The following is a 26177-nucleotide window of genomic DNA, read 5'->3' as shown; positions in this document are numbered from 1 at the left end:
CCAAACAGGCTCAGTCATGGAACCTGTTTGGCAAATGGCATCGGGGTGGCGAAGGCTTAGCGGAACTCCACTTCCTCAATCTCGACTCGCACCAGGGGTTGGCCAGTCAGACCGGCCGGGCGCGGCATCTCGATCACCAGGGAGGGACGCTGCTGGCCCTTGCGCAGATAAGACTCCGGCAGGCGGTTCTCGCCCACCCAGAAACGGGCCTCCTGCCTGGCCAGCTGGGCACCCTGCTCGCTGAACAGGGTGACGCTGCCGCGCACGCGCACCACGCTGCGGCTGCCCGTGTTGCTCACCATGAATTGCAGCGACAGGGGATCCGAGCCCTCAATCTTGTCGAGCTTGACGCCGATCCCGTCCTTGGCCGCCTGGGCCAGCAGATCCGGATTGGTCATCGCCTGCTCGGTCAGCACGGGGACAGCCACCGCACCCGTGACCACGTCACCGCTCGCCGTCGGCTTTATCAGCAGATATTCCCAGGTGAAGTCATCGTTGAGCTGCACCTGGCGGCCATCGGGCAGGGTGACCTGGGTCAGGGGCGCAGCCTGTGCCAGCAAGGGTGACAGACAAAGGGCAACCAGCAAGCGGGACAAAGGTTTCATAGGACTATGGCTCGGCGTCGATGGAAAAGGGCGTCAGTATAAAGAGTCGGCCCCGACTTGCCTATGACCCGACTCACGTTCTTGCCCGCTGCGGCCAGCCTCAGCCGGCCAGTCCCTGCCGCTCCTCCTCCAGCACCATGTCCAGCGTCACCAGATCGAACGCTGTGCTCTTGAGGGCATTGAGGATATCCGGTTGCAAGTCGAATACCTGGGCACGCAGCCGCTGCGGTACGCGCACCCGTGCCAGGGTGGTCGCCTGATCGGAGAGGGTATGAAAGAACACCTGCGCCTCCTCCAGCCCCATGTCAGCCAGCATCTGCTCCGCCATGTCCACCATGCGCAGATGGCGCTTGTCCACCAGTTCGGGATCGGAGAAACGACGGCTCAGGCAACCGTGGGCGCTCTTGCCCCAGCGCCCCAGCTGTCGTTTGTTGAAGCCGTAACGAACGTCCCTGTGGGTCATACCTTGCTTGGCAAACAGCCAGAGGGTGTTGGCCGGCAGGCTACCGAAGCGGCGCAAATACTCCTGCAACTCCTCGACCGGGGCGGGCAGCAGCATGGGCAGATGACTCCAGTCGGTTTCCCGCGCGGTGAGATGACAGATGTAGCGTACCGGGTCGATCACCTCGTTGAGGTGACGCAGGTGATCGCAGAAGATCATCTCGTCGGTCTTGATTATCCTCTGCTCTATGTCATAGCGCTGACAGTAGCGTTTGGCCCGCGCCACCTCCTTGCGGCTGCGGGTCGGGCTGTCCAGGGTGACGGCCCTGACCCGAACCCCGCTGGCACGGCACAAATCCATGCTGTAGCAGGATTCCAGTCGGCCAGAGAAGGAGACCACCAGTTCGCCGTAGCTGGCCAGGGTCTCGACAAGCAGCTGCTCCCTGGCCTGAAAGGTCTGATCGTATCCTCGATTCAGCACAACTATATTGGCATCCATAATGACAACACCGGATGATAAATTGGCCGCTATTGTGCCGTAACCATCCTGAATAAACCCTTAAAAGAGAAGGTGAAATCAGAATTTAATGACCATCTCCTGCCAATTCCCTTCATTTTCATCCTGTTGCGCATCATAAATCCGCAGTTTCGCCTGATGCACCTGATGCGCCCGCAAAAAGCCCTCCGCCTGCTCCAGGGAGCCAAACGTCAGCCTGCCCCCCTCGCTGTCGGTGAGACACAGCATCTCGCCGTCGACCTCGACACAGAGCTGGTAACCGCTGCCATCCAAGCAGGCGATCAGCAAGCCGGCATCCGGATAGTGACTCAACCAATTGCGAAACCGGCCATGCTCCATAACGTCTCCTTGAGCATTCCTGACTGTTGACTCAACCGGGCAGATAGCCCAGCGATAGCAGCTGCTGACGGCAGCTGGGCGCATCGGTAAACACCAGCCCCCCGATCCCCAGCGCCTGCGCGGCGGCCACGTTGGCGGGGCTGTCATCGATAAACAGGCACTCGTCGGCCTTCAGGTCAAACGACACCAGCAGATAGCGATAAATATCCGGCTCCGGTTTCATCATCCGCACCCGCGCCGACACCACCTTGCCGCTGAAGAAGCGCCAGAACGACTGCTGCTCCAGCCAGTCGATGCTGGCATGACCCATGTTGGAGAGCGCATAGAGCGTATGGCCTGCGCCATGCAACTCGGCTATCAGGGTCAGCATAGCGGGATCCGGCAAGAGCGATGCGGGCACCGCCTGCAAAATGGCAAGATTCTGTGCCGCAGGCAAGCCGGTGCGCTCCTGCGCCTGACGGGCCATGGTGTGCAGCGACAGCGTGCCCCGGTCCACCTCCAGCCAGTCCGGGTGGTTGAACAGCCGCTCCGCCAGCGCCTCAGCATCGTCCGGCCCTCGCACCGAGCTCACTATGCCCACCGGATCCCAGCTCACCACCACCCGTCCCAGATCAAAAATAATCGCCATTGTTACCTCCTCATGATACCTCTGCCGCTGAGCCAACCGCCGCAACATGGCGCTTGAATGGCCCCGTCGGCACACGCAAATACCCTGCCCCGTTCGCCTCCCACGGGCAAGTTTTACTTGCATCCCACGCCCAAATCCCTTAATGGTTATGACGATATTTTCAGGACAAGACCCATGCACGCACCATTCTTCTTTGCTTTCTCGTTTATCCGGCCCACATGAGGGAAGGCCCTGTCGTCGCATGAACAGAAAGCAAAGACGAATCGAGCCTCCCCTAGCGGAGGCTTTTTTTTGCAGCTACCACACTCGATTATTTGGATAGGGAACCACCATGGCTACGCTCGACGAGATCAGACAAGACATCACCCGGTTGGATCAGGAGCTGCTTGCCCTGCTGGCCAAGCGCAAGACCCTCAGCATAGAGGTTGCCCGTGCCAAGCAGGCCAATCCACGCCCCATCCGCGACACCCAGCGCGAGCAGGACCTGCTAGTCGCCCTGATCCAGCAGGGCCGACTGCTGGGGCTGGATGCTCACTACATCACCCGCATCTATCACACCATCATCGAAGATTCCGTGCTCTCCCAGCAGGCCTATTTGCAGAGCCTGCTCAACCCGGAACAGCAGGAACCCATGACCAGCGTCGCCTATCTGGGGCCCCGCGGTTCCTACTCTAGCCTGGCCGCCCGCAAGTATCTGGCCCGCTACAAGGATCAGGTGATAGAGGTGAACTGCCAGAACTTTCGCGAGGTGCTGGATACGGTGGAATCGGGTCGCGCCGCCTTTGGCGTGCTGCCCATAGAGAACACCAGCTCGGGCTCCATCAACGAGGTGTATGACGTGATGCAGCACACCAGCCTCTCCATCGTCGGTGAGCTGACCTACCCCATAGAGCACTGCATTCTCACCGCAGTACCAACCGAGCTTGGCCGCATCAAGACCTTCTACGCCCACCCCCAGGTGTTCCAGCAGTGTTCCCACTACCTGAGCAAGCTGGAAGGGGCACGCCACGAGATCTGCGACTCCTCCTCCAGCGCCATGATGAAGGTCAGGGAGCTGGCAAGCCCGGAAGCGGCGGCAATTGGCAGCGCGGCTGGCGGTGAGCTGTACGGACTGGACGTGCTGGCCGAGCAGCTCGCCAACCAGAAAGAGAACTACAGCCGCTTCATCGTAGTGGCACGCAAGCCCATCGACGTGGCGCCACAAATTCCGGCCAAGACCACCCTCATCATGTCCACCTCCCAGAAGCCCGGCTCCCTGGTGGAGGCGCTGCTGGTGCTGCGCAACAACGAGATCAACATGACCAAGCTGGAATCCAGGCCGGTACAGGGCAACCCCTGGGAGGAGATGTTCTATCTGGATGTTTCCGCCAACCTGCAGACCCCGGCAATGCAGGTCGCGCTGATGGAGCTGACCAAGATCACCCGCTACATCAAGGTGCTGGGCTGCTACCCGAGCGAAGACGTCAAGCCGACGACTGTGCCGCCGGTACTCATGGGCAACTGACCATTTTTGCCAACAAAAAAGGCGAACATCATGTTCGCCTTTTGTTTTTCTGCCTCGCCGTCAGAACTGACCGGCCATCAACTGGTTGATGTTGTAGAGGGCTCGGGTATCGAGCTCCATCTCGGTGGCATAGGTATTGCCTCGGGGATAGGAGGCCACCACCCGGGCACCACGCACCATGCCGGCCACTGACACATCCAGCGAGTTGGAGACCTGGGTCAGGTCCTTGTAGCTGCTCTGGCCACGCACTTGCTGGCCATTGAGCTGTTCAGCCAGCTCGCGATAGGCATCCATCTTGGAAGCGCGGATAGCCTGCAGCATCTTCTCCGACTGGGAGGGGCCGGGCTGAATGTCGATCACCGCATACCCCACCGCCTTGAGCACCGGAAAATCATCGGGCCTGCTACCCTGGGTGTAATCCACTACCCGGTTACCACTGCAACCAGTAAGCAAGAGTGCCAGCAGGCAACCAAACAAGATCTTCATGACTCGCTCCTTAATGTGTCAGGTTGACCAGATGACCGCCCGGTCTAGCCTGACTGTCACGGATCAGAAAACCGCGATTAATCGATGCCCGCCCGAAAGAGTTGTTGGCACCGGACAAAAATTGTGGCGGGATCAGGCTCTGGGCCGTGGTCTCTACCATCTTGGTACGCATGTCGATAATCCGGGCGTTGACCAGGACCCCATTGCTGTTGCGGCTGAACGTACCGGTCAGGACGCGGGAGATGGGCAGCCGGGGGGCGAGATCCCGATGATTGCGGCTCATCACGAAGTCACCCTGCGGGGTCACCCGGATGCTGCCGGTCATCTTGAAATCCACCACGACTTCCCCACGCCGGTTCAGCTCGTGGATAAAACTTTCCCCGATCTGCTGCCCCATCCAGTTGGTGTCCTGCAGGGTATCGAGATCGACGAAGGAAGCGACGGCAATGGGCTCGGTCAGGGTCGTGAGCGACTTGCGCTCCATCAGCTGATCGGTCATGCGCGCCACCAGCCAATTGAGCTCCATCCCATGAATGGCCTGGCGAGGGTCACCTATATTCCGGTTGATGGGGTCGGAACCACAGCTGGTCAGCGCCAGCACGAGGGCCAACGCCGTGATGAGTTTGTTCATGGATACCTTTCCTGTATCTGCACCTGATTCGTTATCGGTTCAGCGGGCCAAAGCTTGAGTCGGGAATGAGGCATGGATCTTGCTAATTATTTGCAGTGTGCTGTGCAACTGGCACGGTTCTGTGGTCTGTATCGGCCGGCGCCATCACTTCGACAGGGGTGAACGCCCCGACCCGCATATTCAAGGTGTTTGTCATGAAATTACCGCTGCTGTTAACCCTGCTGCTGGCCAGCCTGTCGGTCCGGGCAGAGCTTATCGAAGCCCAGGGCAGTGCCGCCATCCTGGGGGGCGACGAGGTCTATGCCCGCGAGCAAGCCACCCGCGATGCCCTGCGCCAAGCCCTGCTGGCGAGCGGCGCCGCTGTCTCCAGCACCCAGCGTCTGGAGAACGGCAGCCTTCGCTCCGAACAGATCCAGATCCGTTCCGGCGGCGACATCCGCCAGTACCGGCTCAAGCGGGAAGAGGTGCGCAACGGCCGCATGTACATCACGCTACAGGCCGATATCCAAGCAGAACGCCAGATCTGCCAGACCCAGCACTACGCCAAGAATTTGACACTGGTAAGGCTGCGGCTTCGCTACCCGGACCAGGCGAGCTACGGTGCCCTCGACGACATGCCAGCCAGCCTGTCCCGTCGCATGTTCGAGGCCCTGGCCAACGCGCCACAAGGGGTAGCCGCGCGCCAATGGCTGGACGAAAATCTGCGCATAGACCCGCTCCACCTGCAACAGGGTGATCGCAGCCCCCTTGAGGAGATCAAGGCCCTGAGCCTTATCACCGACAGCCAGTATCTGGTACTCGGCAGCATAGATGACCTCTCCATTGAGCCGCAGGGCAGCCAGCTGACACGCTGGTACGAAGACCCCATCCGTAACTTTCGCATGCAGCTCTACCTGTTCGACGGCATCAGCGGCAGCCTGCTCAGTCGCAAGGAGTATCAGGGCCGCGCCAACTGGACCTTCGGCAAGCGGGATCAGATAGGCACCAGAGGCGGCCAGTTCTGGCAGTCCAGCTATGGCCAGGAGGTCAACTATCAGTTGCAAGAGGCGGTACAGGATCTGGTGGCCCAGCTCAACTGCGCCCCGGTCACAGCCCGGGTGATAGGCCAGAACGAGCGTGGCCCACACATCAATCTGGGTCGGCGCAACGGCGTCAAGCTCGGGGATCAGTTTCGCATCCAGCACCGCGCCGACTTCATCGACCCCTATGGCAAGTCACGTATGATGCGCAACCCGGCAGACGGCCTGTTCGAGGTGGTACAGGTATTCGAGGACGGCGCCATCATCAGCACTCGGAACAAATATTCGCCATTTAACATCCAAATCGGTGATTTGGCAGTATTGGAATAAGAATCAAGGGTTTAAAAGGGAGCGGCTTCTTGTATAATGCCCGCCACAAGGCTCCCGTAGCTCAGTAGGATAGAGCGGTCCCCTCCTAAGGGACAGGCCACTGGTTCGACTCCAGTCGGGAGCACCATATAAAACAAGGGGTTAGCATCTTCATGGTGCTAGCCCCTTGGTCGTTTTTGGCTTGGGGTACCACGCGGGGTACCACAGCGCACATTCCATAGATAGAAACCCCACAATGTAAATAAGTCTTATTTCAATTAAACTCAGATATATATTATCTCCATGAACCTACCCAAGGGACTGCTCTGTGCAGTCCCTTTTTCATTGGAGATCTCCCATGGCTCACCTGATCGACACCATGGCCTACACAGGCCAAACCCCTTGGCAATGTCTTGCCCCCGCAACAATAACTCGATATCTGGCTTAAAGCTGCCGGGATGGATTGGACTATCGAACAGAGCGACGTGATGTTTAATGTCGCCTCCGATGCGCTGCACATTCGCCCCTACAGCGACAGTAAGGTGCTTTATCACTCAGATACACTTGAACCCCCATCAGTAGTCTCCCGTCACTACGACCTGGTCCAGCCTCACGAGGTGCTGCACTTCTATCAAGACTTGGTAGCCGCCGGTGGCTTTGAGCTGGAGACCGCAGGCTCGCTCAAAGGCGGTCGAAAGTTGTGGGTAGTGGCCAGGATCTGACACTCCAGGGGGGGAATAAGGTGAAGTCCTATCTACTGCTGGCAACCAGTTGCGATGGCACGCTCTGCACCACGGCGCAATTCACGTCTCTGCGGGTGGTCTGCAATAACACCCTGCAGATGCACGTGCATCAACGTTGCCTTACCCATTTACGTTGATTGGGCTAATCGCGCCACAAGACGATTAATGGTTTCCAGCAACAAGGTCCGGTCGGCGTCATCGAGCCGGGCCAGTTGCTGACTCAACACAATACCCTGTTCGGTGGGCCGGTTACTGGTCTCTCGCAGGAAATCCGCCAGCTCGCAACCAAACAGCTGAGCAAGCTCCGCTAACCGCACCACGGTCGGCACCACAATCCCCCGCTCCATCCGCGAGACCGCTTCCATCCCGATATTGAGGTGTTCAGCCACCTGCTCCTGGGTAAGCCCTGCCCGGTTGCGCTGACGCCCAATCGCCTTACCTACGCTCTTGGCTAACTGTCCAACGTTGATATCTGTCATAAGTCCTCCCATCAACCCTTATGGTTGGGGATGGACCCGTTGACATGAAGAACCTCAAAAGGCGAACATCGACCCTACAGGTTGTTACTAGGCATTTTTTACCTGCCAGCTCGACATAGTGTTCCCCCTTCCCACGATTAACTAAGCAACAGGAGTTCTCATGAAACAACTCGTTCCATTGCTCACCCTGGCACTCACTGCACCGAGCGCCATGGCTAGCAACCCCAATGACATCTGGTCCTATCAAGACAGTGATGGCACCACCTTGGCTCAAGCGTGTAATAACAAACGTACTTGTGAGCTGCTATACAAAAACAGCCACTACCTTGCCCTCGTGAACAACCGCTCCCAAACGGGCTGTGCCACTGGCGATCTGCTGGTTGCTGAACACGCCAGCCGCAGCTTTAAAAAGCTCGATACCGGTACCTGCAGCCCCTCAGCCAGTATCGAGGTCAATACCTACAATCGACTGAACAACGTCGATGTCATGGTCGGTGACAGGCTCATCAAGCGTTATCCACTGGATGTCTGGATGTACCACGAAGAACGCAAGGCGGGTAAAGGGGCATCCTGGAGCAAGGCTGAAGAGAACGCAAAAAAACAACCTGTGTCGATTGAAGAGCCTGTAGGACATGCCGAATGGAAAATGAGTAACCAAGGCACCCAATACGACCTATTCCAAGGCGTGAATCTGTTAACGCTTAAGTGCTCTCGTAAATTTGAAACCTCAGATGGGCGCTCCACCTCAAGCCTGGTACACACCAATGGCAAAGGTAGCCAATTTGTCGATGCCATTGAGGTCGATGGCAAGCGTCTCTCCGCGAAGGTAACCAATCAGGCGCAATGGACTGACCTTGTCAGCACCCTCTTGGCCGCATCCAAAGTCACAGCTTATAAAGACGAGACTGCCGTCGCGATATGGAAGATGAAGCCCGTTCAGCTTCAAACACCGTGTGAATATTACCGGGGGTAATCAACCAAATGATAACTATCAAGAACACGCTATTGACTACCGTTGTTGCCGCACTGTTCTGTACAACCGTCAGCCATGCAGAAGATCAGCGCTATCTAGCTATCCAGCACACTGACACCGTCTACGCCAACCAGGGCGTCTGCGCCTACCACTTCTCCCTCGATAGCGGTGGGGCCGATGAGTTTGGTCGGCTGTACATCACGCTGCAATTCAATGACAAGAAGGGCAAAGCGCTGGCCGAATCAACTCTGGAGGTTGAATCGTTCGGCGGGAGCTCAGCCACTCGCTATGGCGGTGGCTTTACGGAGGTTGACTGCGGACAGGTAGAGCAGGCCAAGTCCATCGCCATCATTCAGGCGACCGAGGTGCTCGCTCACAACGAAGTCACCCGACTGCCAGTTTCGACCTTCACCCCTGAGTTTCATCAACCACTGAAGATCACCGTGGGCAACAAGTAGCCCGCTCAGCAAAAACAAAGCCAAAGGGCGTCACCGTGATGGTGACGCCCTTTTTCATTTCCAACCCTTGATGAGGAACATCCCCCCATGACACGACATTTCATTATTGGCGATCACCTGATTGCGCCACAGCCTGAAAGCCACCACCACGGACTCTTTGTTGGCCATGACCAGGTCATTCACTGTCTACCATCCCTTGCCGGAGAGCACTCAGGCCAACTGGCGCTGACCTCGCTGGCTGAATTCAGCCAGCACAACGCCATTGAGGTCAGGCCCCATACCCAACGCCTGTTCAGTCGAGAGGAAAGCCTGACACGGGCTTACGCCCGACTGAGTGAAGGTGAGCAGGGTCAGCCGTTTGCCAACAGTGAGCGGTTTGTTACCTGGTGCATAGAAGGGGTCCCGCATCCTCCCAAGCTGCTGCAGACAGCAGTTGCAACGGTGGTGGCAGCCGAAGTGGCTCGCCATACGCTGGGTAAAGCGGCCACCAGTGCAACGGCAGGGCTTGCTGCCAGCACGCTGGCCACAACTGCTGGCGGTACTGGCGCCGCTGCGACGGTAGTGTCGGTGACCGGTATTGTTTCAGCCCCACTGTTAGCCCCCCTTGCCGTGGGCGCCGTCGCTGCCTATGGCATCAGCAAACTCTGGGATTGGCTCAACGACTGAGTCATCCCCCGGTCTGGACGAGAGGTGACCCCCCTCTCTCTTTGAGTTCCACGAGGAAACACCATGACCATTCCCTTTTTCCGGGACGGCTTTGCCCTGCCCGTTGCCCAAGCATTACTTGCGCTACTCAATCAGGAGGTCGCCAATACAGGCCTCGACCAGGAGCGTCTGACTCAACTGACCTTCAACTTTCGCAGCCCCGGCTACAGTGCCGAAACGGGTGGCGTCCATCCGGTAGAGCTGCGGCTTATTCGGGGATTACACGGCTGGGTCTTCGATTACATCACCGACTTCAGTTATCAGGGGCTGGGCCAGGATGCTGAGCTCTGCAAGGAGCTCGACTTCAACCTCTCCTGTGACGAGCACTATCTGCAAGGCTGGGGGCCACTGCCCGGCGTGGAAGCGCGGGAACTGTTTGCCCTGTGGCAGAGCAATTTCATCGCCTATGGCCAGCTGGGGTATTTTACCGTCACGGTCAGCGGGGATTAGGAGGTGTGTGATGACTAACGAACTGCCGCTCTCCCACTACTCACGCCAGTGGCTGGGGCTAGTCGCGGCCAACGCCAAAATACAGCCGACTCGCCAAGGCGAACGCTGGTTGCTGCACCTGACTCCTGGTGGTCAAAACGCCCGCACCGTCACGCTGTATCTGCGTTGGTCTGGGGTGCAGTGGCAACTGCTCTCCCTCACCAATGCCGAGGACTGGCGTACCATGAGCCAGCCCGTGGATGAAATCTGCGTTGACCCTAAGCGTCGTTGTTTCTGGCGCGGCCAGGCAGGACCGGTGCCACTCTCTGAGCAGCCCCGCGTACTGAGTAGCTTTCTGAGCGACCTGCAGCGTACCTGCACTAATCACGGTTATCGTGTGGAGAGTGACCCCTTACCCCAAGAGGAGGCTCGCGATGCCCAAACATCCGATAGCCGTTGAGCTGGAAGCCATCAATCGAGAGGGGGAAACGCAGGTGGTACGTGACAGCGGCCTGACCGTGCACGGCTACAGCGTCTATCTGCGGGCGGTGGAGGCAAGTGGGCTGGCACTGGCCACCTGGGTGGCAGACTACGACACCATAGGTCCCGCCTACCAACTGGCAGAACGGCTGAGTGTGGCCCTCGCTATCCCGCTCAACGTACTGGTCCCCGGACCGCTGATGCCGGTGAAGCGTGCCCCTACAGCCGGAGCAGGAGCAGAAGCCGCCACCAAGGCCAACTGAACTACCCTCAAAGTGAACCAACAACCGCTCTACCTTTAACCCCGACATGCTTCATGCGTGCCGGGGTTTTGTTTATTTGGAGAATTCCACTATGCGTTACCACAAGCTGAAAGCCGGGGAATGCCCCGGCACTTATGTCGTCACCGAACCGGTGACCGAGCAAGACCTGCTGCGTATCGCCAATCAGATTGCCCGCAAGCGTCTGGCCAAAGGCAATGCCATTACCAGCACCTCGGAGGCCGCCGAGCGGCTGCAAACCTTACTGCAAGACCGGGATCACGAAGTGTTTGGCGCACTGTTCCTCGACTCCCAACATCGCGTACTGGCTTTTGAGGAGCTGTTTCGCGGCACTCTCGATAGCGCCAGCATCTACCCACGGGAAGTGGTCAAGCGGTCCTTGTTACTCAACTGTGGGGCCATCATCGCGGTGCACAATCACCCCAGCGGCGACCCCGAACCTAGCCACTCAGACCGGGTCTTTACCCAGGCCCTCAAAGAGGCCTTGGCACTGGTCGATGTCCGCCTGCTCGACCACCTGGTGGTCGGCGCTGAGGGTGTAGTCTCGCTGGCCGAGCGAGGCCTGCTATGAACGTTCCCCCTGGCAAATCACACCTCACCGTCCTCGATATCCTCATCGAATTACGTTGCTGGCTGGCAGACAACGTCCAGATGCAGGCAGCGCCCGCTATCGTCGCTCACCTGCCCAACGGTTACCAACTCACCCAGGCCGACTGTGTCGAAGCCATTGATGCGCTGTTGCATCAGTTGCGGCACTAATCAGGCCAAAAAGGGACAAACACCGTGCGATTACCTAACCCCTATTCCCTGGAAGAAACCCTGGGCAAGCTGCGCGATGGCCTGGCAGCCGCCAGCAACGAAGGGGCGCAGGCGTTGTTGGATAAGGCGGTTACCAAGGCTAGTGACGACAGGGCCTACACCAAGGAGTTTGAAGAGGCTTTGCTGCAAGGCTCCACCATCGAGATACGCGAGTGTCTCAGCTGTTTTGGCGACTACTTCGAACGCTCCAGAGACACGCCGCCCTATTACCCGTACCACGATGCCGTCAACGGCATTGATTCCATGCTCTACGCCATCCTGTTCGCTCTGGCTCACCCAGACGCAGAGCCCGCCAACATCCCCAAACCCGGATCATCTGGTCCAACACCATGATCTGGATATGCCGACACAACCCACAGGGCCACCTCACTGCAGGTGGCCTTGTTCATTTCAAGGAGTCACCCCCATGTCTGCTTTCATGATTGACCGCCAGGATTACCTTGCCTTTGCCGTGCAGTTGCACCGCTTTTGCAATGCCCCGATGCCCCCCCATTACACCCTAGAGTTGCTGCGCACCCTCTGGTGGATACCGCCAGCAGACACGACCAGGACCTGGACATGGCGGGTTGACCGGCTGGTACGACTGATGATGCTCGCAAACCGCCGTGCAGTCTGGCATCGCTATCAGCTGGGGCGTGAGCAGAGCCTGAAGGAACCACGCCAGCGTGGCTCAACCAAACTGGGACCGCTTAAACCTGCCCACCGTTACCACCAGGCACCACTCACCGATGCCGAACTGGTGGCGCTGTACAAATTCACCTGCTGCGCCCTGTACCAATCGAGCGAATGGAGTGGGAGTCCTGAGCAGGCACCTCGGTTGGTCAAGGTAATACAGCAGTTGCAGCAAGCGCTGGCGCAAGACGTGCTGACCCGGCTGTCACTGTGGGAACAAGCCCCTTGGGGAGAGATGTGATGGTCAGAACCGTCACTCACTCCCTTCTTCATCAGGAGCAATACCATGATCGAATTCAACGACAGCTTTAGCCAGGCCGCCGTAGCGGAGGCCATGCGTGCCCATTCAGGGCTCGCCAAGTTCATCAGTCAGCAGTTGATGCTACCGGGCTTTGCCTATGCCCACGATGTGGAGGGAAGGCGTATTGGCGGCCCGCTGGTCGCGCCCAACCCGGTACTGCACAAGACCACGCTCTTTGTCAGTCCCCGTGATATGCGTGAACACCTGCCACGAGAGATTAACTTCGCTCGTTTTCGCTGCGCCTGTAATGCAGCAGGCCAACCGGTCAGTGAGTGGCAACGGGTAATTGTCGGGGCCTACGTCAACCACGGTAGTAATGACAAGCCGGATTGGAGTAGTCACACCTGAGCCACGGCCACCAGCACACACAAGACCCCATACAGCCCCTCACGCCGAGGGGCTGTTTGCATTTTAAGGAACCCACCCATGCACGACCTGCGTGATTACAAGACCCTGACCGCTCGGCAGCTCACCACTGCCATCGGTCAGCTCAACCACAACACTGCGCCGAAGATAATGACCCACCTGGCATTGCGGGCCAGACAGCTGCATCCGCTCGGTAATCAACGCAGCAGAGCCAAGGCACTCAAGCTGCTGCGTCGGGTCAAGAAGACTCACAAGGCGGGCCGTATCCCGCTTGAGCTCACGGTGACCGGCTGCCGCATCGACCGGGGTAGCCATCAGGCAGACCGCTACTATTACGACCGGACACTGCTGGCTCAGGGCTGGCAGCAATACGACACCGACCAGGATGCCTGGTATTTCGGAATCTGGATTAACACCGAGAAGCTGGAGACCTTTAACTACGCCGAGGGGGATACAAGTCATGTGATTGCGCCAAACATCGAGGCGTTTCGTGCCGAGCTGGCGCGGCTCTATCAGTACCACCCGCAAGCCCCGGCGTTTATCAGCATCGACCCGGAAGCGGGCGTTGTAACCCACCATTTTGAAACCAAGCCGGAGGTGTGAGATGGCCAAACACATCACTATCAAAGTACCGGGCAAACACCCGCAGACCGGTGAACTCACCAGTTTTGAGCTCAAGGGCCAGCGCATCGATATCGACATCGGCGGCCAGGCCGTGCCTTTCCTCATTCACGGGAGGGGGATAGGAACGTCGCTCACCCATATCCCGAGCGGCTACCGCATTGCACTGCTCGGCGGCTGGCTCACTGCTCGTTACGCAGTCCCGGAGAATAAGCCCAGCAGAACGGCCTGTGCCCAGATGGCCATAGACCGACTGGTGGCTCAGTACGGCTCGCTGCATCTATTGGACCGACTCAATGGCAAGCCAGTTATCAATGATACAGCTGACTGCGCTCGTTGAGGTCCCACCGTCTCGCTCATCCACAAACAGCATAAAGGGCCAGCCCTCACAGGCTGGCCCTTGGCATCATTGGAGTCACCGAACATGACCCGTCTTATCACTGGGCTCGAGGTGCATCGTTATGCCCCCGAACTCAACAAACTGCATCTGCGCAACCGGCAGACGCTACCTGCACCCGGTATAACCACCATCAAAGAGGCCAAAGCACACCTGTTTGGCCGCTGGCAGCCTGGGCATCAGGTGACCATCACCGTGAGCCATCCCGACTACGTCAATCTTTCTCGCTTTTACCGGGGGCGACTGGCAAACCTGAGCGAACTCCCAGAGCACCTGACCAAACTGCGCCAGCGTCACAACGTGCCTGGCACCCGTATCGACATTCAAATGAGGTATTGCTAATTATGACCATGACCCATCCCACATGCCCTGCCACACACAATCCTGAGACCCGGACTTTCACACCGCCCACCAGCGTCAGCTGGGGTTTGCCGCGTGATATCTCACCACGCTTTGGCGCTCGTTTGATACAGAGCCGCTACCAGCTCGATTTTCTATCCGATCGAGCCAGTCTGATCGGTGAGTGGAGTCAGATGCAGATAGAGAAGCTCGAACAGGCTTTTACGGAGATCATCAATGCTCTGGAAGCTAAGCTATTGACCGGCGAGCTAGATACCCAACGTCAGCACTGCATCACTATCCAGCACGGCGGCTTTACCTGCGAAGCCGATACCTTGGGCAGCCATGGATATCTGTATATCTGTATTTACCCTGCCACGAGCACGAACGCCAATCCTGACCGCAAGGCGTGACCACACATTCGCTTGTGGTAACATTTTTGCACCTACTCGTCCGTGATAAGTGTGTCGGTCGAAGGGAAGGCCAATGCGTGGCCCTCCCTTTGTTTTTGTTATTTTGTTTTTTCTAAGCTGCTCCCAGAATCCTCGACACCAACTGGCTCCAGCTATGTCGCTGTGGCAAGATACGCCCCTGTTTTGTCTCGCTCTGGTCGCCCGATGAAAGAAACCCTGCCCAGCTATGAAGCCATGATGCCGGTGGTGCTCAAGGTCTTGGCCGATGGGATACCCCGCCCCCTACGGGAAGTATTCGAGCGGGTTTGTCAGCACTATGCCTTCACACCGCAACAGCTTGCCGAAGCCTTGCCAAGTGGTCGTCAAACCACCTTGCGCAGCCGGGTCGGCTGGGCCAAGACCTACTTGGTGAAAGCCGGGCTTATCGCCCAACCTAAGCGCGGCATCTGCTTGATCACGGCTCGTGGCAAAGCTGCTTTGACTTCTGGCCAGCCTATCGACAATCGCTACCTTGCCCAGTTCGGCGAGTTTGTGGCCTTTACCCAGGCGCCCAGTGAAGGTGCGGGCAATGCGCGGCAAATCGTGGCGCCCCTGAAAGAGCAGCCACAACCCGATCAAGCCAGCACCCCGCAAGAGCAGATTGAGCAGGCGCTGGCCGCCATCAATCGCTCCCTTGCCGACGATCTGCTGGCCGAGATCCTTGGGCTTTCCCCTCGCTTCTTTGAACAGCTGGTAGTCGATCTGATGGTCGCCATGGGGTACGGCGGCAGTACTCAAGAAGCTAGCCATACCACCCGCTACAGCAGTGATGGCGGGATTGACGGCATCATCAAGGAAGACAAGCTAGGGCTCGACTCCATCTACCTGCAAGCCAAGCGCTACACCGACAGGACGGTGGGCAGTCCAGAGGTCCAGTCCTTCGCCGGGGCACTCGACCGCTACAAAGCCCGGAAAGGGGTCTTTATCACCACGTCTGGCTTTAGCCGCGAGGCGCAAGAATATGTGGGGGAGATTGAGAAGCGCATCGTGCTGATCGACGGTACTCGTCTCACCGCACTGATGATTGAACACAACGTGGGTGTCTCCACCCGTCAGGTCTTCGCCATCAAGGCCCTGGACACCGATTATTTTTCAGAAGAATAAGAGAACACAGATACATGGCCACCGCCCCGAAAAAAGCACCCGCCAAGAAAGCCAGCAAAGGCTTTGAAGAGACCCTGTGGGATACCGCCAACCAACTGCGTGGCAGCGTAGAATCATCCGAATATAAGCACGTGGTGCTGAGTCTGGTGTTCCTGAAGTTTATCAGCGACAAGTTCGAGGCCAAGCGCGCACAGCTGATCGCCAGCGGCCAAGAGGCCTTTGTCGATATGGATGTGTTCTACCAGCAAGACAATGTGTTCTTTCTGCCCGAAGCGGCACGCTGGGGCTATATCAGTGCACGCGCCAAGCAGGATGATATTGCCGTCATTATCGATACGGCCCTCTCGACCATCGAGAAGTGCAACGCCTCGCTGGCCAATGCCCTGCCCGATAACTACTTCTCCCGCCTTGGGCTGGATGCGACCAAGCTCGCCTCCTTGATCGACAGCATCGAGAACATCGACACCCTCGCCAATGAATGCGATCTGACCGAAGAGGATCTGGTGGGTCGGGTGTATGAGTACTTCCTCGGCAAGTTTGCCGCCAGTGAAGGCAAGGGCGGCGGTGAGTTCTATACCCCCAAAGCCGTGGTCACCCTGCTGGCCGAGATGCTGGAGCCGTATCAGGGCAAGATCTATGACCCCTGCTGTGGCTCGGGCGGCATGTTCGTCCAGTCCCTCAAGTTTGTGCAAAGCCATCAGGGCAAGAGCCAGGATATCGCCATCTACGGTCAGGAGCTGACCAGCACCACTTACAAGCTGGCCAAGATGAACCTGGCGGTGCGCGGTCTTTCCGGCAATCTGGGGGAGCGCCCGGCCGATACCTTCTTTGCCGACCAGCACCCGGATCTCAAGGCTGACTTCATCATGGCCAACCCGCCGTTTAACCTGAAGGATTGGCGCAACGAGGCGGAGCTCACCAACGACCCGCGCTTTGCCGGTTTCCGAACCCCGCCCACCGGCAATGCCAACTACGGCTGGATACTCCATATGCTCTCCAAGCTCTCCGAGGATGGCATCGCGGGCTTTGTACTGGCCAACGGTTCGATGAGCTCCAATAGCAGCGGTGAAGGGGAGATCCGCCAAAAGCTGATTGAAGATGACCGCATCGAATGCATGATCGCCCTGCCGGGCCAGCTGTTCTACACCACCCAGATCCCGGTCTGCCTGTGGTTTATCAGCAAGAGCAAACAGGCCAGCGTCAAATATGGTTACCGCGATCGCCGTGGTGAGACCCTGTTTATCGATGCCCGCAACCTTGGCACCATGATCAGCCGCACCCAGAAAGAGCTGACCACTGCCGATATCGCCACCATCGCCGACACCTTCCACGCCTGGCGCAGTGACGAGAGCGAACTGAAACGCCGGATTGAAGACAAATCAATTAGTGTCGAGCAGTATCAAGATCAGGCCGGTTTCTGCAAGGTCGCGACGCTAGAAGAGATGAAAGCCAACGACTATGTGCTGACCCCGGGCCGCTATGTGGGGGCCGCCGATATTGAAGATGATGGCATCGCCTTTGAGACCAAGATGCAAGAGCTCACCCAAACCCTCTATCGCCAATTGGACGAAGCGGAAAAGCTCGACAAAGCAATCTGCGCCAATATGGAGGCATTGGGTTATGGGAAATAGATTGGTTAACACTACGCTGGGGGGAATTGCTCTAGGCTCTGATGGCGCTGTTGATGGCCCTTTTGGCTCAAACTTGCCAGCATCCGCATATACAGAAAGTGGGTATCCGATTATTCGCGGAAGCAACCTTTCTATCGGCTTAGACGATTTTAAAGATCATGAATTCGTTTACGTACCAGAAGATGCATTTCAACGATTGTCACGCAGTGAATGTATAGCTGGCGACATTATTTTCACTAAGAAAGGTACTCTTGGGCAAACTGGTCTCCTCTGCACACATCATCGTTTTGATCGATACTTGTTATCTTCTAATCAAATGCGACTCCGCGTAGACACTAGCAAAGCACTTCCAGAATATGTGTACTATTGGGTGTCCTCTCAAAGCGCGATAAATAAGCTAATCAAAGATTCAGAGTGTACAGGTGTTCCAAAAATTAACCTCGCGTACCTGAAAAGCTTTCCTATTTCATTACCAAATTTAGATGCGCAGAAAAAAATAATTAACGTGCTAGGTGCCTTAAACAAAAAAATTACTCTCAACCGCCAAATCAACCAAACCCTAGAACAGATGGCACAGGCTCTGTTCAAGTCGTGGTTTGTGGACTTCGATCCCGTGATCGATAACGCGCTGGATGCGGGCTTCTTTGAGCAGGATATAGCTTTCCCTGACGAACTGCTACGCCGCGCCGAGGCACGCAGAGCGGTGCGTGAACGTGGTGACTTTAAACCGCTGCCAGAGGCTATCCGCCAACTGTTCCCTGCCGCATTTGAAGAGTGCGCCGAGCCTTCCCTTGGCCTCGGCGGCTGGGTGCCAAAGGGGTGGAGTGTCTGTAAGCTAGAGAACTTGATGGAGCTTGCTTACGGCAAGGCGCTGAAATCTACAGACCGAATTGATGGCCATGTGCCTGTTTATGGTTCTGGCGGTATTACGGGGTATCACAACGAACCACTGGTCGATGGACCATCAATAATTGTCGGTCGCAAGGGTACCGTGGGTAGTTTGTATTGGGAGGACAGGCCGTTTTTTCCTATAGATACAGTGTTCTATGTAAGATCCGAAAAGCCACTCACCTACTGCTTTAGCTTGCTACAAACGTTAGGTCTTACTGAGATGAACACTGATGCTGCTGTTCCTGGTTTAAACCGGAATAATGCATATCGATTACAGGTAATAACCCCTAATGATGATGTATTGAATGCCTTCGATACATTTGCGGCAACGTTAAGGAAAAGAATTTTTGCCCATACTGAGCAAATAAAAAATCTTACCAATCTTCGAGACACCCTATTACCCAAGCTGATTTCCGGCGAACTGCGCCTCGATAATATTGAAGCTGACCTTACCACGGAAGAGGTGGCTTGATCCGGTGGGGCGCGCAGCAATGGCTGCGCTGCCCTTTCGCCTTCGCCGATACGCCCAGCATTAACGAACGCTATTTAAACGAACAGAAGAAGCCATTGCCATGAGCCATATTTTCACGGAAGCAAAGCTGGAACAGGCCATTATCGCCCTGCTGGGCCATCACCTTAACTCAGCTGGCCAGCCCTGTTACCCCCACTATGTTGGCAGTGATGTGCCACGCAGGGATAACAGTGAGGTGCTGATTGCTGATGACCTGCGCAACTACCTTGCCCGCCAATATCAGGCCGATGGCATTACCGAAGGTGAAATTGCAGCCATTCTGCACCAGTTGCAGACCCTGCCCGCCAGTGACCTGTACCAGAGTAATAAAACCTTCTGCCATTGGCTCAGTAATGGCTTTTTGCTCAAGCGCGAAGACCGGGATCAGAAAGACCTCTATATCGAGTTGATGAATACCCAAGCCTTGCCCAGCCAGCTGGCCAGCATGTTCGTGGGGCAAGAGGAGGTGATTGCCGAGGCCGACCACAATATCTACCGAGTAGTGAATCAGCTGGAAATTGAGGGGCAAACCCGGGATGGCGGGCTACAGACCCGCATCCCCGATGCCATCCTCTACGTGAATGGCCTGCCGCTGGTGGTGTTCGAGTTCAAATCGGCAGTGCGCGGTGAAGAAGCCACCACTTATGACGCCTGGCGTCAGCTCTGCGTGCGCTACCGGCGGGATATCCCCAAGCTGTTCGTCTATAACGCCCTGTGTATCGTCAGTGACGGGGTGAACAACAAGATGGGCAACCTGTTCGCCCCCTATGAGTTCTACTATGCCTGGCGCAAGGTAACCGGTAACGAGTCTACCGAGCAGGAGGGTGCTAATAATGGAATAAAGGGCCTCTACACCCTGATCCAAGGGCTGTTTCACCCGGTGCGGCTGCTCGATGTGGTGAAGAACTTCGTCTTCTTCCCTGACACATCCAAGAGTGAAACCAAGATCTGCTGCCGTTATCCGCAGTATTACGCGGCCCGCAAGCTCTACTACAACATCAAAAAAGAGCGTAAGCAGATTGCCGCCAATGGTGAAAACGTCGGCGGTAGCGGTAAGGGGGGCACCTACTTTGGCGCCACCGGCTGTGGCAAGAGCTACACCATGCAGTTTTTGGCGCGGCTCTTGATGAAGAGCATCGACTTTGCCAGCCCGACCATCATCCTCATTACCGACCGCACCGATCTCGATGAGCAGCTATCCAAGCAGTTCTGCAGCGCCACCGCCTTTATCGGTGATGCGATGATTGAGCCGGTCACCAGCCGTCAGGATCTGCGCGACAAGCTGGCCGGGCGCGCCAGTGGCGGGGTATTCCTCACCACCATTCACAAGTTCACCGAAGATATCCAAAAGCTCTCCGATCGCAGCAATATCATCTGTATCTCTGATGAAGCCCACCGCAGCCAGATCAACCTCGATTTGAAGCTCACGGTCGACCAAGAGAAGGGCACCATCAAAAAGACCTATGGCTTCGCCAAGTACCTGCACGACTCGCTGCCCAATGCCACCTATGTGGGCTTTACCGGTACCCCTATCGACGCCACCCTGGATGTGTTCGGCCCCACCATCGACAGCTACACCATGACCGAGTCGGTCAACGACCAGATCACGGTACGCATCGTCTATGAAGGGCGCGCCGCCAAGGTGGTACTCGATAACAGCAAGCTGGAAGAGATCGAGCAGTACTATCAGGAGTGCGAGGCGCAGGGGGCCAGCGAGCACCAGATTGAAGAGAGCAAGAAGACCACGGCCAGCATGAACTCGATCCTGGGCGACCCGGATCGCATCGAGGCGCTGGCCAAGGATTTCGCCAAGCATTATGAGCAACGGGTGGCGGAAGGATCGACCGTCAAAGGCAAGGCGATGTTTGTCTGTGCCAGCCGGGAGATTGCCTATGCCTTCTATCAGAGCCTTAAAGCTAAACGCCCTGAGTGGTTCGAGCCCAAACTGGCCATTGATGGCGTCCCCCTCACAGAGCAAGAGGCCAAGGAGCTGATACGCCTGCCCCAGGTCAATATGGTAATGACCCGTGGTCAGGATGACGATGCGGTAATGTATGACCTGCTCGGCACCAAGGAGTATCGCCGCGAGCTGGACAAGCAGTTCAAGAACCCCAAATCCAACTTCAAAATCGCCATCGTGGTGGATATGTGGCTGACCGGCTTTGATGTGCCGGAGCTCGATACCATCTACATCGACAAGCCGCTGCAAAAGCACAACCTGATCCAGACCATCTCCCGGGGCAATCGCCGTTTTGAAGGCAAAGAGAAGGGGCTGGTGGTCGATTACATCGGGATCAAAAGCCGGATGAACATGGCGCTGGCCATGTACTCGAAGGCGGACAAGTCCAACTTTGAAGATGTTCAGCAGTCGCTGATCGAGGTGCGCAATCACCTGCATCTGCTTGGCCAGGTGTTCCATACCTTCGATAGCCGTGATTACTTCTCTGGCACGCCGACCCTGCAGCTCGACTGCCTCAACCGCGCCGCCGAGTTTGCCCTGCAGACCAAGAAGATTGAGCTGCGCTTTATGGGCTTGGTGAAACGGCTCAAGGCCGCCTATGACGTGTGCGTGGGCAGTGAGGAGATTGGCCAGGAAGAGCGCGAACTGATCCACTTCTATCTGGCGGTGCGCTCCATCGTCTACAAGCTCACCAAGGGTGATGCGCCTGATACCGCACAGATGAACCAGAAGGTGCGGGAGATGATTGCCGAGGCCCTCAAGGCGGAAGGGGTGGAGGAGATATTCACCCTGGGTGAGGACAAGGCAGAGACCATCGATATCTTTGATGACGAGTACATGGACCGCATTGGCAAGATCAAGCTGCCCAACACCCGGATGCAACTGCTGCAAAAGATGTTGGCCAAGGCCATCAGCGATTTTCAAAAGGTGAACCAGCTGCAGGGGATTAACTTCTCCAAACGCTTCCAGGCACTGGTGGAACAGTACAACCAGCGTAAAGAGAACGACGTGCTCAACGGTGAAGAGTTCGATGCCTTCACCCAGCAGATGGCCGACATGATCTACGACATCAAGTCCGAGATGATGTCGTTCGCCGATATCGGCATCGACATGGAAGAGAAGGCGTTTCTCGATATCCTCGAGCACATGTGCGTGAAGTACGACTTCACCTATGACGAAGAGAAGATGCTGGAACTGGCCAAAGAGATGAAGGTGACGGTCGATAACAACGCTCAGTACCCCGACTGGAGCAACCGCGACGATATCAAGGCCAAGCTGAAGGTTGACCTGATCCTGCTGCTACACAAATTCGGCTTCCCGCCAGTGGCCAACGATGAGGTCTACAAGAGCGTGCTGGAGCAGGCGGAGAACTTCAAGAAGTTCTCACCCGTTATCAATACCATATTTGGTCGTGGCGATCGCATTAGAGGTAAGGGAAACGGGCGCAGCTATATCGATATTGGAGAGAAGAAGCTCTACCTTGCTCAGCGTGTAGAACAAGTTGAAAATGTGCATCATCTTGGTGTTCTAAGCATAAAGCTCGATATCCCCTACAGTGAAAATTTTGCTGCAATGAGCCTGATGAACGATGTTCAAGACTTCATGCATTCCGGCATTAAATCACCAGAAACGCTGGATACCGTGATGACCTGTGTAGCATATCTTGACTCCATACTTAAACCCGAGAAAGACCTTGCCACAAAGAATGGCTTGGAGCTTATTTTTGCGCTCGAAAAAGCCAAGGCTGGTAGTACCGAGTTGTGGATGCAGGTATGTCTGATAGCTGGAGGTGTAGGCACCATAGCTATGCCAGTGCTGAAGTTTCTGGAAAACTATCCAGCATATGCAGATGGTTTTGAAAGATTAAAGGCCGATTTGACTAAGCGCTGGAAGAGATCCGAAGGAGCCACAACAGAGACCGCAGAGTCGGTGATCGTACTGGATGTTTCATTTCGTCAAGCTCTCAATGAAAAAGAAAGAAGAAGATTACAATAATGCTTCAGGTGGGTGAATTCTATTAAACATAACGAGGAAACATGTACATACAGGACCTTATGAAAACGCAAGCCTGTATGTCCCATCCCTGACAGGTGACCGCTCAGGCGGGCACCAAATTTGATCAAAAATCCCCCCCCCCAGTTTTGCAGCCTGTGAGAGGGGGGGGGGGTACAGGACCTTTCAGTGACCCGATGGATACACATTGCCAGAATGGCCATTACACCAAACAAATTCTGGAGCAGACACAACATGAGCACCTTGCCACTACCCGAAGCCATCTTGCTGGAAATTCATCAAAGCCTTGGCTGCCAGAGTTATCCGACAACCAAGAAAACAAAATTTGCGACTGGTCAGATAAGTCTTAAAGCTCACAAAAATATGGGCGAAGAAATCTTTGACGATATCCTCAGGGCGCTAGGAATGGACCCACTGGCACAATTAGATTCTCTCGACAACTTCATGGAATTTGCAGGGAAATACAAGCTTCTCGAGCTCAATACTTGGACATTCGCCGCAGATCAACGCCAGGTTCTCTGGACGGTGCTGACACATTTATACATACCTGGTCTAGCACGCCATGCAGGCTTCTGGCACCTTGAACAAGAACTGGATACTGGTATGCCGGGGGGGCGTTTCTGGTATCTGCCCGAGCCTTCCGAGGTGAATGGCACGTCTAGCCTATATATGCCAGTTGCCCAAGTGGTCGATTGGCTGTTGGACCTGCTGGGTAAGCCTATAGAGGCATTCGCAGATCAACATAGTGAATTGTTCGAGGATGGCCATGATGGTCTACGCCGATCCTTATATAACTGGCGTAGTGGAACCACGATTCGCCCAGAGACCATCGAGAAGTACTTCTCCGACGAGACAAAACTACGTTTTGATGGCGCGATATCACTCCACAACGATGGCAGCCCTTCTGCACAATTCAACAACGTTCTGAGTTTTTTGGAAAAAAAGGGGTTGACTGCCGATCAACTTCGATTGGAACTCCCCATGACTCAACTTGGTCGCATTGAGTCAATTCTGGCTGGGCAGGCAGATGAAAACGAGCAAGCCATCTTCGTGAAATGCATCGCGGAGCGTTATGCTGCACCATTACCAAAAATTATCCGCCAGCGCTTTTTATTCGCTCGGATGATACAGGATGGTTATATACGGTTACTCAAATACCTATTTCCAGATGTTGACAAGTTGTGTGCAGATCCTCAAGAAAATAAATTGCTTCAACTATTCGCCATCTATAAGGCTGTCTACAACCGGACTATCGATGCATACCGATATTGCGGGGAGCAGGGTGAAGCAGCTGAAAATGCTTGGTTCGAAGCACATCTGCCTGAATGGGACAAACAAGGCATATTCCTTTCGGTCCTTCCTTCTCGTCGTGAGACTGCAAATCTAGAACTCGCTCAGTTATTGACTCGTCATTTCTACCATTTGCAGCCTGGGGCGATGCTTGAAGATCACTTTGCACTCGACACGGCATCCGCTGTACCCATCATTAAAAAAAAGTTGGAACGCCTCAAGGCTCATGCTGATGAGACACAAGCTACCTATCGGTTGATTGACCGGATGAGAACCTCATCACCTTGGCGCGCCTTGCAGACCGAGCATAGATATTGGGTCGTCAGTCAGGTAGCGCAGCATCCATCCCTAACTCCACGAGCCAAAGAGGCCGCTGTCCAGCGTTTGCGAGAGCTGGCTGCAACCCCAGCTGAAACCGTCCAAGCAATTATGCTCGAGCTGGATGGCTATCTAAATGGTGATCGCAAACAAAGACCAAAAGACACCATCACCAAGGTGAAAGCCCTGCTCGATGAAACTGAAGCAAGCTCAGGGTATGAATTATGGAAAGCACCCATTTTGCAATACAAAGCCAAGCACCTGCTTGCCAGTAATGATTTTGAGGGTGCAACCAAACTGTTCAGAGAGGCGCTGGACGCTGCTTTGGAACGAAATTATGGCCCAGTGCGTGGTGAGATCGCGAGGGATGGTCTGGCCTTAGAAGTTGCCAACCAGAAACTAATCACCAATAACCACGAAAAGTACTATCGGGAGATGCTGGCCGGAGGAATGATGGCAGAGTGCGATACGATTCCATCTATCGAGGATATTGCACGCTGGTCATCAGATTACTTTTGGGATGACCTGTACAAACCCTATCCAGGTATTGAGGCCGAAATCCGTAGCATACAAAGTACGATGGATAAGTTACTTAACGACCTGCTGCCATTGTTCCAAGCTGGCGATGAAGAAGGATTGCAAAAATGGATCAAAGCCAATCGTTCATTGTTGAAATCTAGCCTGCCTGATGTCGATGGAAATTCCGTATTGATGGCTCTTCTCAAGATGCATTCTTCTTTTGTGCAGATAATGCCACCAATGAAGCTAATTATTCCACTCGAGCTGCAAAGTGAAACGCGTCGATTCGAAGCCATGTTGGCGCATTGGCGCTCGTTTATCGGCCAACTGGCGCAAGAGAGCCCTAAACAACTAAATATCCCCGATATTAAAGGGCAAACCCCCTTGATGCTGATGGCTGAGAAAGGAGATACCGATTTAGTAACCATCATGCTCAAAGCTGGCGCTGATCCAGAAATACAAAGCAGTAGCGGAATGACTGCTCTACATTCGGCGATCAAGTCTGGGGTAGATAGTTGTGTGGATGCACTCCTCGATCACCCGTGCCATCTGGACAATCTCACGGATGATAGGCAATCACCACTGCACACGGCGAGTTGGACTGCCAATTTGCATGCCGTCAGGCGCTTGCTGCAACTAGCCCCCAAACTCGCACGGCAGCGCAACTCTCAGGGAATGACCCCCCTAGAACGGATTAACTACTTGATCGACAACCCAGAAGCGTTAAGCCTCTTAGCTAACGAACGAGCTCAAAATGGGCAGCGTTGTGCCACCAAGCAAGAGTTGCTCGCAACTGCAGACTTGCTTGCACAAGCAACCCCAGTGTTACAGAAATAGATAGCAACTCACACTGCACCCAAAGAGATGTTGTTATCAGCATCTCTTTTTTTATTACCTTTGTGGTATGGATGCCTGGAGATAATTGGATATTGAAGCGGACCTTATT

General features: G+C 55.6%; 29 protein-coding genes, 1 tRNA gene, 1 pseudogene and 1 other annotated feature. Of the genes and pseudogenes, 24 read left to right on the top strand and 7 right to left on the bottom strand.

Going from position 1 to position 26177, the window contains the following annotated elements:
- Positions 1–56: 56 nt before the first annotated feature.
- From WJM78_RS04040 to WJM78_RS04025, 4 genes are all read right to left on the bottom strand, one after another.
- The gene (locus WJM78_RS04040; protein WP_339013865.1) at positions 57–605 is read right to left on the bottom strand and encodes a DUF3157 family protein; all 549 of its coding nucleotides are present in this window, start codon (positions 603–605) and stop codon (positions 57–59) included.
- 100 nt (positions 606–705) lie between these two features.
- On the bottom strand, positions 706–1578 hold the full coding sequence (locus tag WJM78_RS04035; RefSeq protein ID WP_108537686.1) for a hypothetical protein: 873 nt from the start codon (positions 1576–1578) through the stop codon (positions 706–708).
- Positions 1579–1623: 45 nt separating this feature from the next.
- Positions 1624–1902 (bottom strand): DUF6482 family protein, encoded by a 279-nt coding sequence (locus WJM78_RS04030; protein WP_108537685.1) that lies wholly within the window; start codon positions 1900–1902, stop codon positions 1624–1626.
- 31 nt (positions 1903–1933) lie between these two features.
- Positions 1934–2530: an HAD family phosphatase gene (locus WJM78_RS04025; protein WP_339013861.1), complete on the bottom strand. Its 597-nt coding sequence runs from the start codon at positions 2528–2530 to the stop codon at positions 1934–1936.
- Positions 2531–2700: 170 nt separating this feature from the next.
- Positions 2701–2823: a sequence feature (Phe leader region), on the top strand.
- A 38-nt stretch (positions 2824–2861) separates the two neighbouring features.
- Here WJM78_RS04025 and pheA point away from each other — a divergent pair.
- On the top strand, positions 2862–4034 hold the full coding sequence (gene pheA / locus WJM78_RS04020) for a prephenate dehydratase (protein ID WP_042037058.1): 1173 nt from the start codon (positions 2862–2864) through the stop codon (positions 4032–4034).
- 60 nt (positions 4035–4094) lie between these two features.
- Here pheA and WJM78_RS04015 read toward each other — a convergent pair whose 3' ends face one another.
- Together WJM78_RS04015 and WJM78_RS04010 are read right to left on the bottom strand one after the other, a co-directional pair.
- On the bottom strand, positions 4095–4520 hold the full coding sequence (locus WJM78_RS04015) for an LPP20 family lipoprotein (RefSeq protein WP_339013856.1): 426 nt from the start codon (positions 4518–4520) through the stop codon (positions 4095–4097).
- A gap of 10 nt (positions 4521–4530) precedes the next feature.
- Positions 4531–5151 (bottom strand): FlgO family outer membrane protein, encoded by a 621-nt coding sequence (locus WJM78_RS04010; protein WP_339013853.1) that lies wholly within the window; start codon positions 5149–5151, stop codon positions 4531–4533.
- Between the two features lie 194 nt (positions 5152–5345).
- Between WJM78_RS04010 and WJM78_RS04005 the strand changes: the two genes are divergently transcribed.
- The 3 genes and pseudogenes from WJM78_RS04005 (at position 5346) to WJM78_RS03995 (ending at position 7359) form a co-directional block, all read left to right on the top strand.
- A complete protein-coding gene (locus tag WJM78_RS04005) occupies positions 5346–6500 on the top strand; it encodes a flagellar assembly protein FlgT (RefSeq protein WP_339013850.1) in 1155 nt (384 codons plus the stop codon).
- 50 nt (positions 6501–6550) lie between these two features.
- Positions 6551–6627, top strand: a tRNA-Arg gene (locus tag WJM78_RS04000).
- A 310-nt stretch (positions 6628–6937) separates the two neighbouring features.
- A pseudogene (locus tag WJM78_RS03995) lies at positions 6938–7359 on the top strand (DUF932 domain-containing protein).
- Here WJM78_RS03995 and WJM78_RS03990 read toward each other — a convergent pair.
- A complete protein-coding gene (locus WJM78_RS03990; RefSeq protein WP_339013847.1) occupies positions 7351–7701 on the bottom strand; it encodes a helix-turn-helix transcriptional regulator in 351 nt (116 codons plus the stop codon). The pseudogene WJM78_RS03995 and the gene WJM78_RS03990 sit on opposite strands and share 9 nt — an antisense overlap.
- A gap of 160 nt (positions 7702–7861) precedes the next feature.
- Here WJM78_RS03990 and WJM78_RS03985 point away from each other — a divergent pair, with 160 nt between their 5' ends.
- From WJM78_RS03985 to WJM78_RS03890, 20 genes are all read left to right on the top strand, one after another.
- Positions 7862–8674, top strand: a complete 813-nt coding sequence (locus WJM78_RS03985; RefSeq protein ID WP_339013844.1) for a hypothetical protein — start codon at positions 7862–7864, stop codon at positions 8672–8674.
- Positions 8675–8682: 8 nt separating this feature from the next.
- Entirely contained in the window at positions 8683–9132 is a 450-nt protein-coding gene (locus WJM78_RS03980) for an IrmA family protein (RefSeq protein ID WP_339013841.1), read from the top strand.
- Between the two features lie 87 nt (positions 9133–9219).
- A complete protein-coding gene (locus WJM78_RS03975) occupies positions 9220–9798 on the top strand; it encodes a lecithin retinol acyltransferase family protein (protein WP_339013839.1) in 579 nt (192 codons plus the stop codon).
- A gap of 63 nt (positions 9799–9861) precedes the next feature.
- A complete protein-coding gene (locus WJM78_RS03970) occupies positions 9862–10287 on the top strand; it encodes a DUF2787 family protein (RefSeq protein ID WP_339012025.1) in 426 nt (141 codons plus the stop codon).
- A 10-nt stretch (positions 10288–10297) separates the two neighbouring features.
- Positions 10298–10726 (top strand): hypothetical protein, encoded by a 429-nt coding sequence (locus WJM78_RS03965; protein ID WP_339013836.1) that lies wholly within the window; start codon positions 10298–10300, stop codon positions 10724–10726.
- Positions 10701–11009 carry a hypothetical protein gene (locus tag WJM78_RS03960; RefSeq protein ID WP_339013834.1) on the top strand — a complete coding sequence of 103 codons (309 nt, stop codon included), beginning with the start codon at positions 10701–10703 and terminating at the stop codon, positions 11007–11009. Before WJM78_RS03965 ends, WJM78_RS03960 begins: the two co-directional genes overlap by 26 nt.
- Before the next feature lie 91 nt (positions 11010–11100).
- Positions 11101–11598, top strand: coding sequence for a RadC family protein (radC, locus tag WJM78_RS03955; protein ID WP_339013831.1), 498 nt, complete (start codon positions 11101–11103; stop codon positions 11596–11598).
- Positions 11595–11786, top strand: coding sequence for a hypothetical protein (locus WJM78_RS03950; RefSeq protein ID WP_108537670.1), 192 nt, complete (start codon positions 11595–11597; stop codon positions 11784–11786). The genes radC and WJM78_RS03950 overlap by 4 nt, the downstream gene beginning before the upstream one ends.
- A gap of 24 nt (positions 11787–11810) precedes the next feature.
- Positions 11811–12179, top strand: coding sequence for a hypothetical protein (locus WJM78_RS03945; RefSeq protein WP_339012040.1), 369 nt, complete (start codon positions 11811–11813; stop codon positions 12177–12179).
- A gap of 73 nt (positions 12180–12252) precedes the next feature.
- Entirely contained in the window at positions 12253–12759 is a 507-nt protein-coding gene (locus WJM78_RS03940; protein ID WP_108535499.1) for a hypothetical protein, read from the top strand.
- Between the two features lie 45 nt (positions 12760–12804).
- Positions 12805–13167 carry a hypothetical protein gene (locus WJM78_RS03935; RefSeq protein WP_339013826.1) on the top strand — a complete coding sequence of 121 codons (363 nt, stop codon included), beginning with the start codon at positions 12805–12807 and terminating at the stop codon, positions 13165–13167.
- Positions 13168–13245: 78 nt separating this feature from the next.
- Positions 13246–13788, top strand: coding sequence for a hypothetical protein (locus tag WJM78_RS03930; RefSeq protein WP_339013823.1), 543 nt, complete (start codon positions 13246–13248; stop codon positions 13786–13788).
- A 1-nt stretch (position 13789) separates the two neighbouring features.
- Positions 13790–14146: a hypothetical protein gene (locus WJM78_RS03925; protein ID WP_339013821.1), complete on the top strand. Its 357-nt coding sequence runs from the start codon at positions 13790–13792 to the stop codon at positions 14144–14146.
- An 84-nt stretch (positions 14147–14230) separates the two neighbouring features.
- Entirely contained in the window at positions 14231–14545 is a 315-nt protein-coding gene (locus WJM78_RS03920) for a hypothetical protein (RefSeq protein WP_339013820.1), read from the top strand.
- A 2-nt stretch (positions 14546–14547) separates the two neighbouring features.
- Positions 14548–14955, top strand: coding sequence for a type IV toxin-antitoxin system YeeU family antitoxin (locus tag WJM78_RS03915; RefSeq protein ID WP_339013818.1), 408 nt, complete (start codon positions 14548–14550; stop codon positions 14953–14955).
- 204 nt (positions 14956–15159) lie between these two features.
- Positions 15160–16098 carry a restriction endonuclease gene (locus tag WJM78_RS03910; RefSeq protein ID WP_339013816.1) on the top strand — a complete coding sequence of 313 codons (939 nt, stop codon included), beginning with the start codon at positions 15160–15162 and terminating at the stop codon, positions 16096–16098.
- 14 nt (positions 16099–16112) lie between these two features.
- Complete coding sequence (locus WJM78_RS03905; protein WP_339013814.1) at positions 16113–17729, top strand: class I SAM-dependent DNA methyltransferase; 1617 nt, start codon at positions 16113–16115, stop codon at positions 17727–17729.
- Positions 17719–19092, top strand: coding sequence for a restriction endonuclease subunit S (locus WJM78_RS03900; protein ID WP_339013811.1), 1374 nt, complete (start codon positions 17719–17721; stop codon positions 19090–19092). The genes WJM78_RS03905 and WJM78_RS03900 overlap by 11 nt, the downstream gene beginning before the upstream one ends.
- Positions 19093–19192: 100 nt before the next feature.
- On the top strand, positions 19193–23086 hold the full coding sequence (locus WJM78_RS03895) for a type I restriction endonuclease subunit R (RefSeq protein ID WP_339013809.1): 3894 nt from the start codon (positions 19193–19195) through the stop codon (positions 23084–23086).
- Between the two features lie 252 nt (positions 23087–23338).
- Positions 23339–26068, top strand: a complete 2730-nt coding sequence (locus tag WJM78_RS03890; RefSeq protein ID WP_339013807.1) for an ankyrin repeat domain-containing protein — start codon at positions 23339–23341, stop codon at positions 26066–26068.
- Positions 26069–26177 lie beyond the last annotated feature (109 nt).

This window comes from Aeromonas popoffii (assembly GCF_037818705.1).
Taxonomy (GTDB): Bacteria; Pseudomonadota; Gammaproteobacteria; order Enterobacterales; family Aeromonadaceae; genus Aeromonas; species Aeromonas popoffii.
This window is presented reverse-complemented; position numbering and strand designations above follow the sequence as displayed.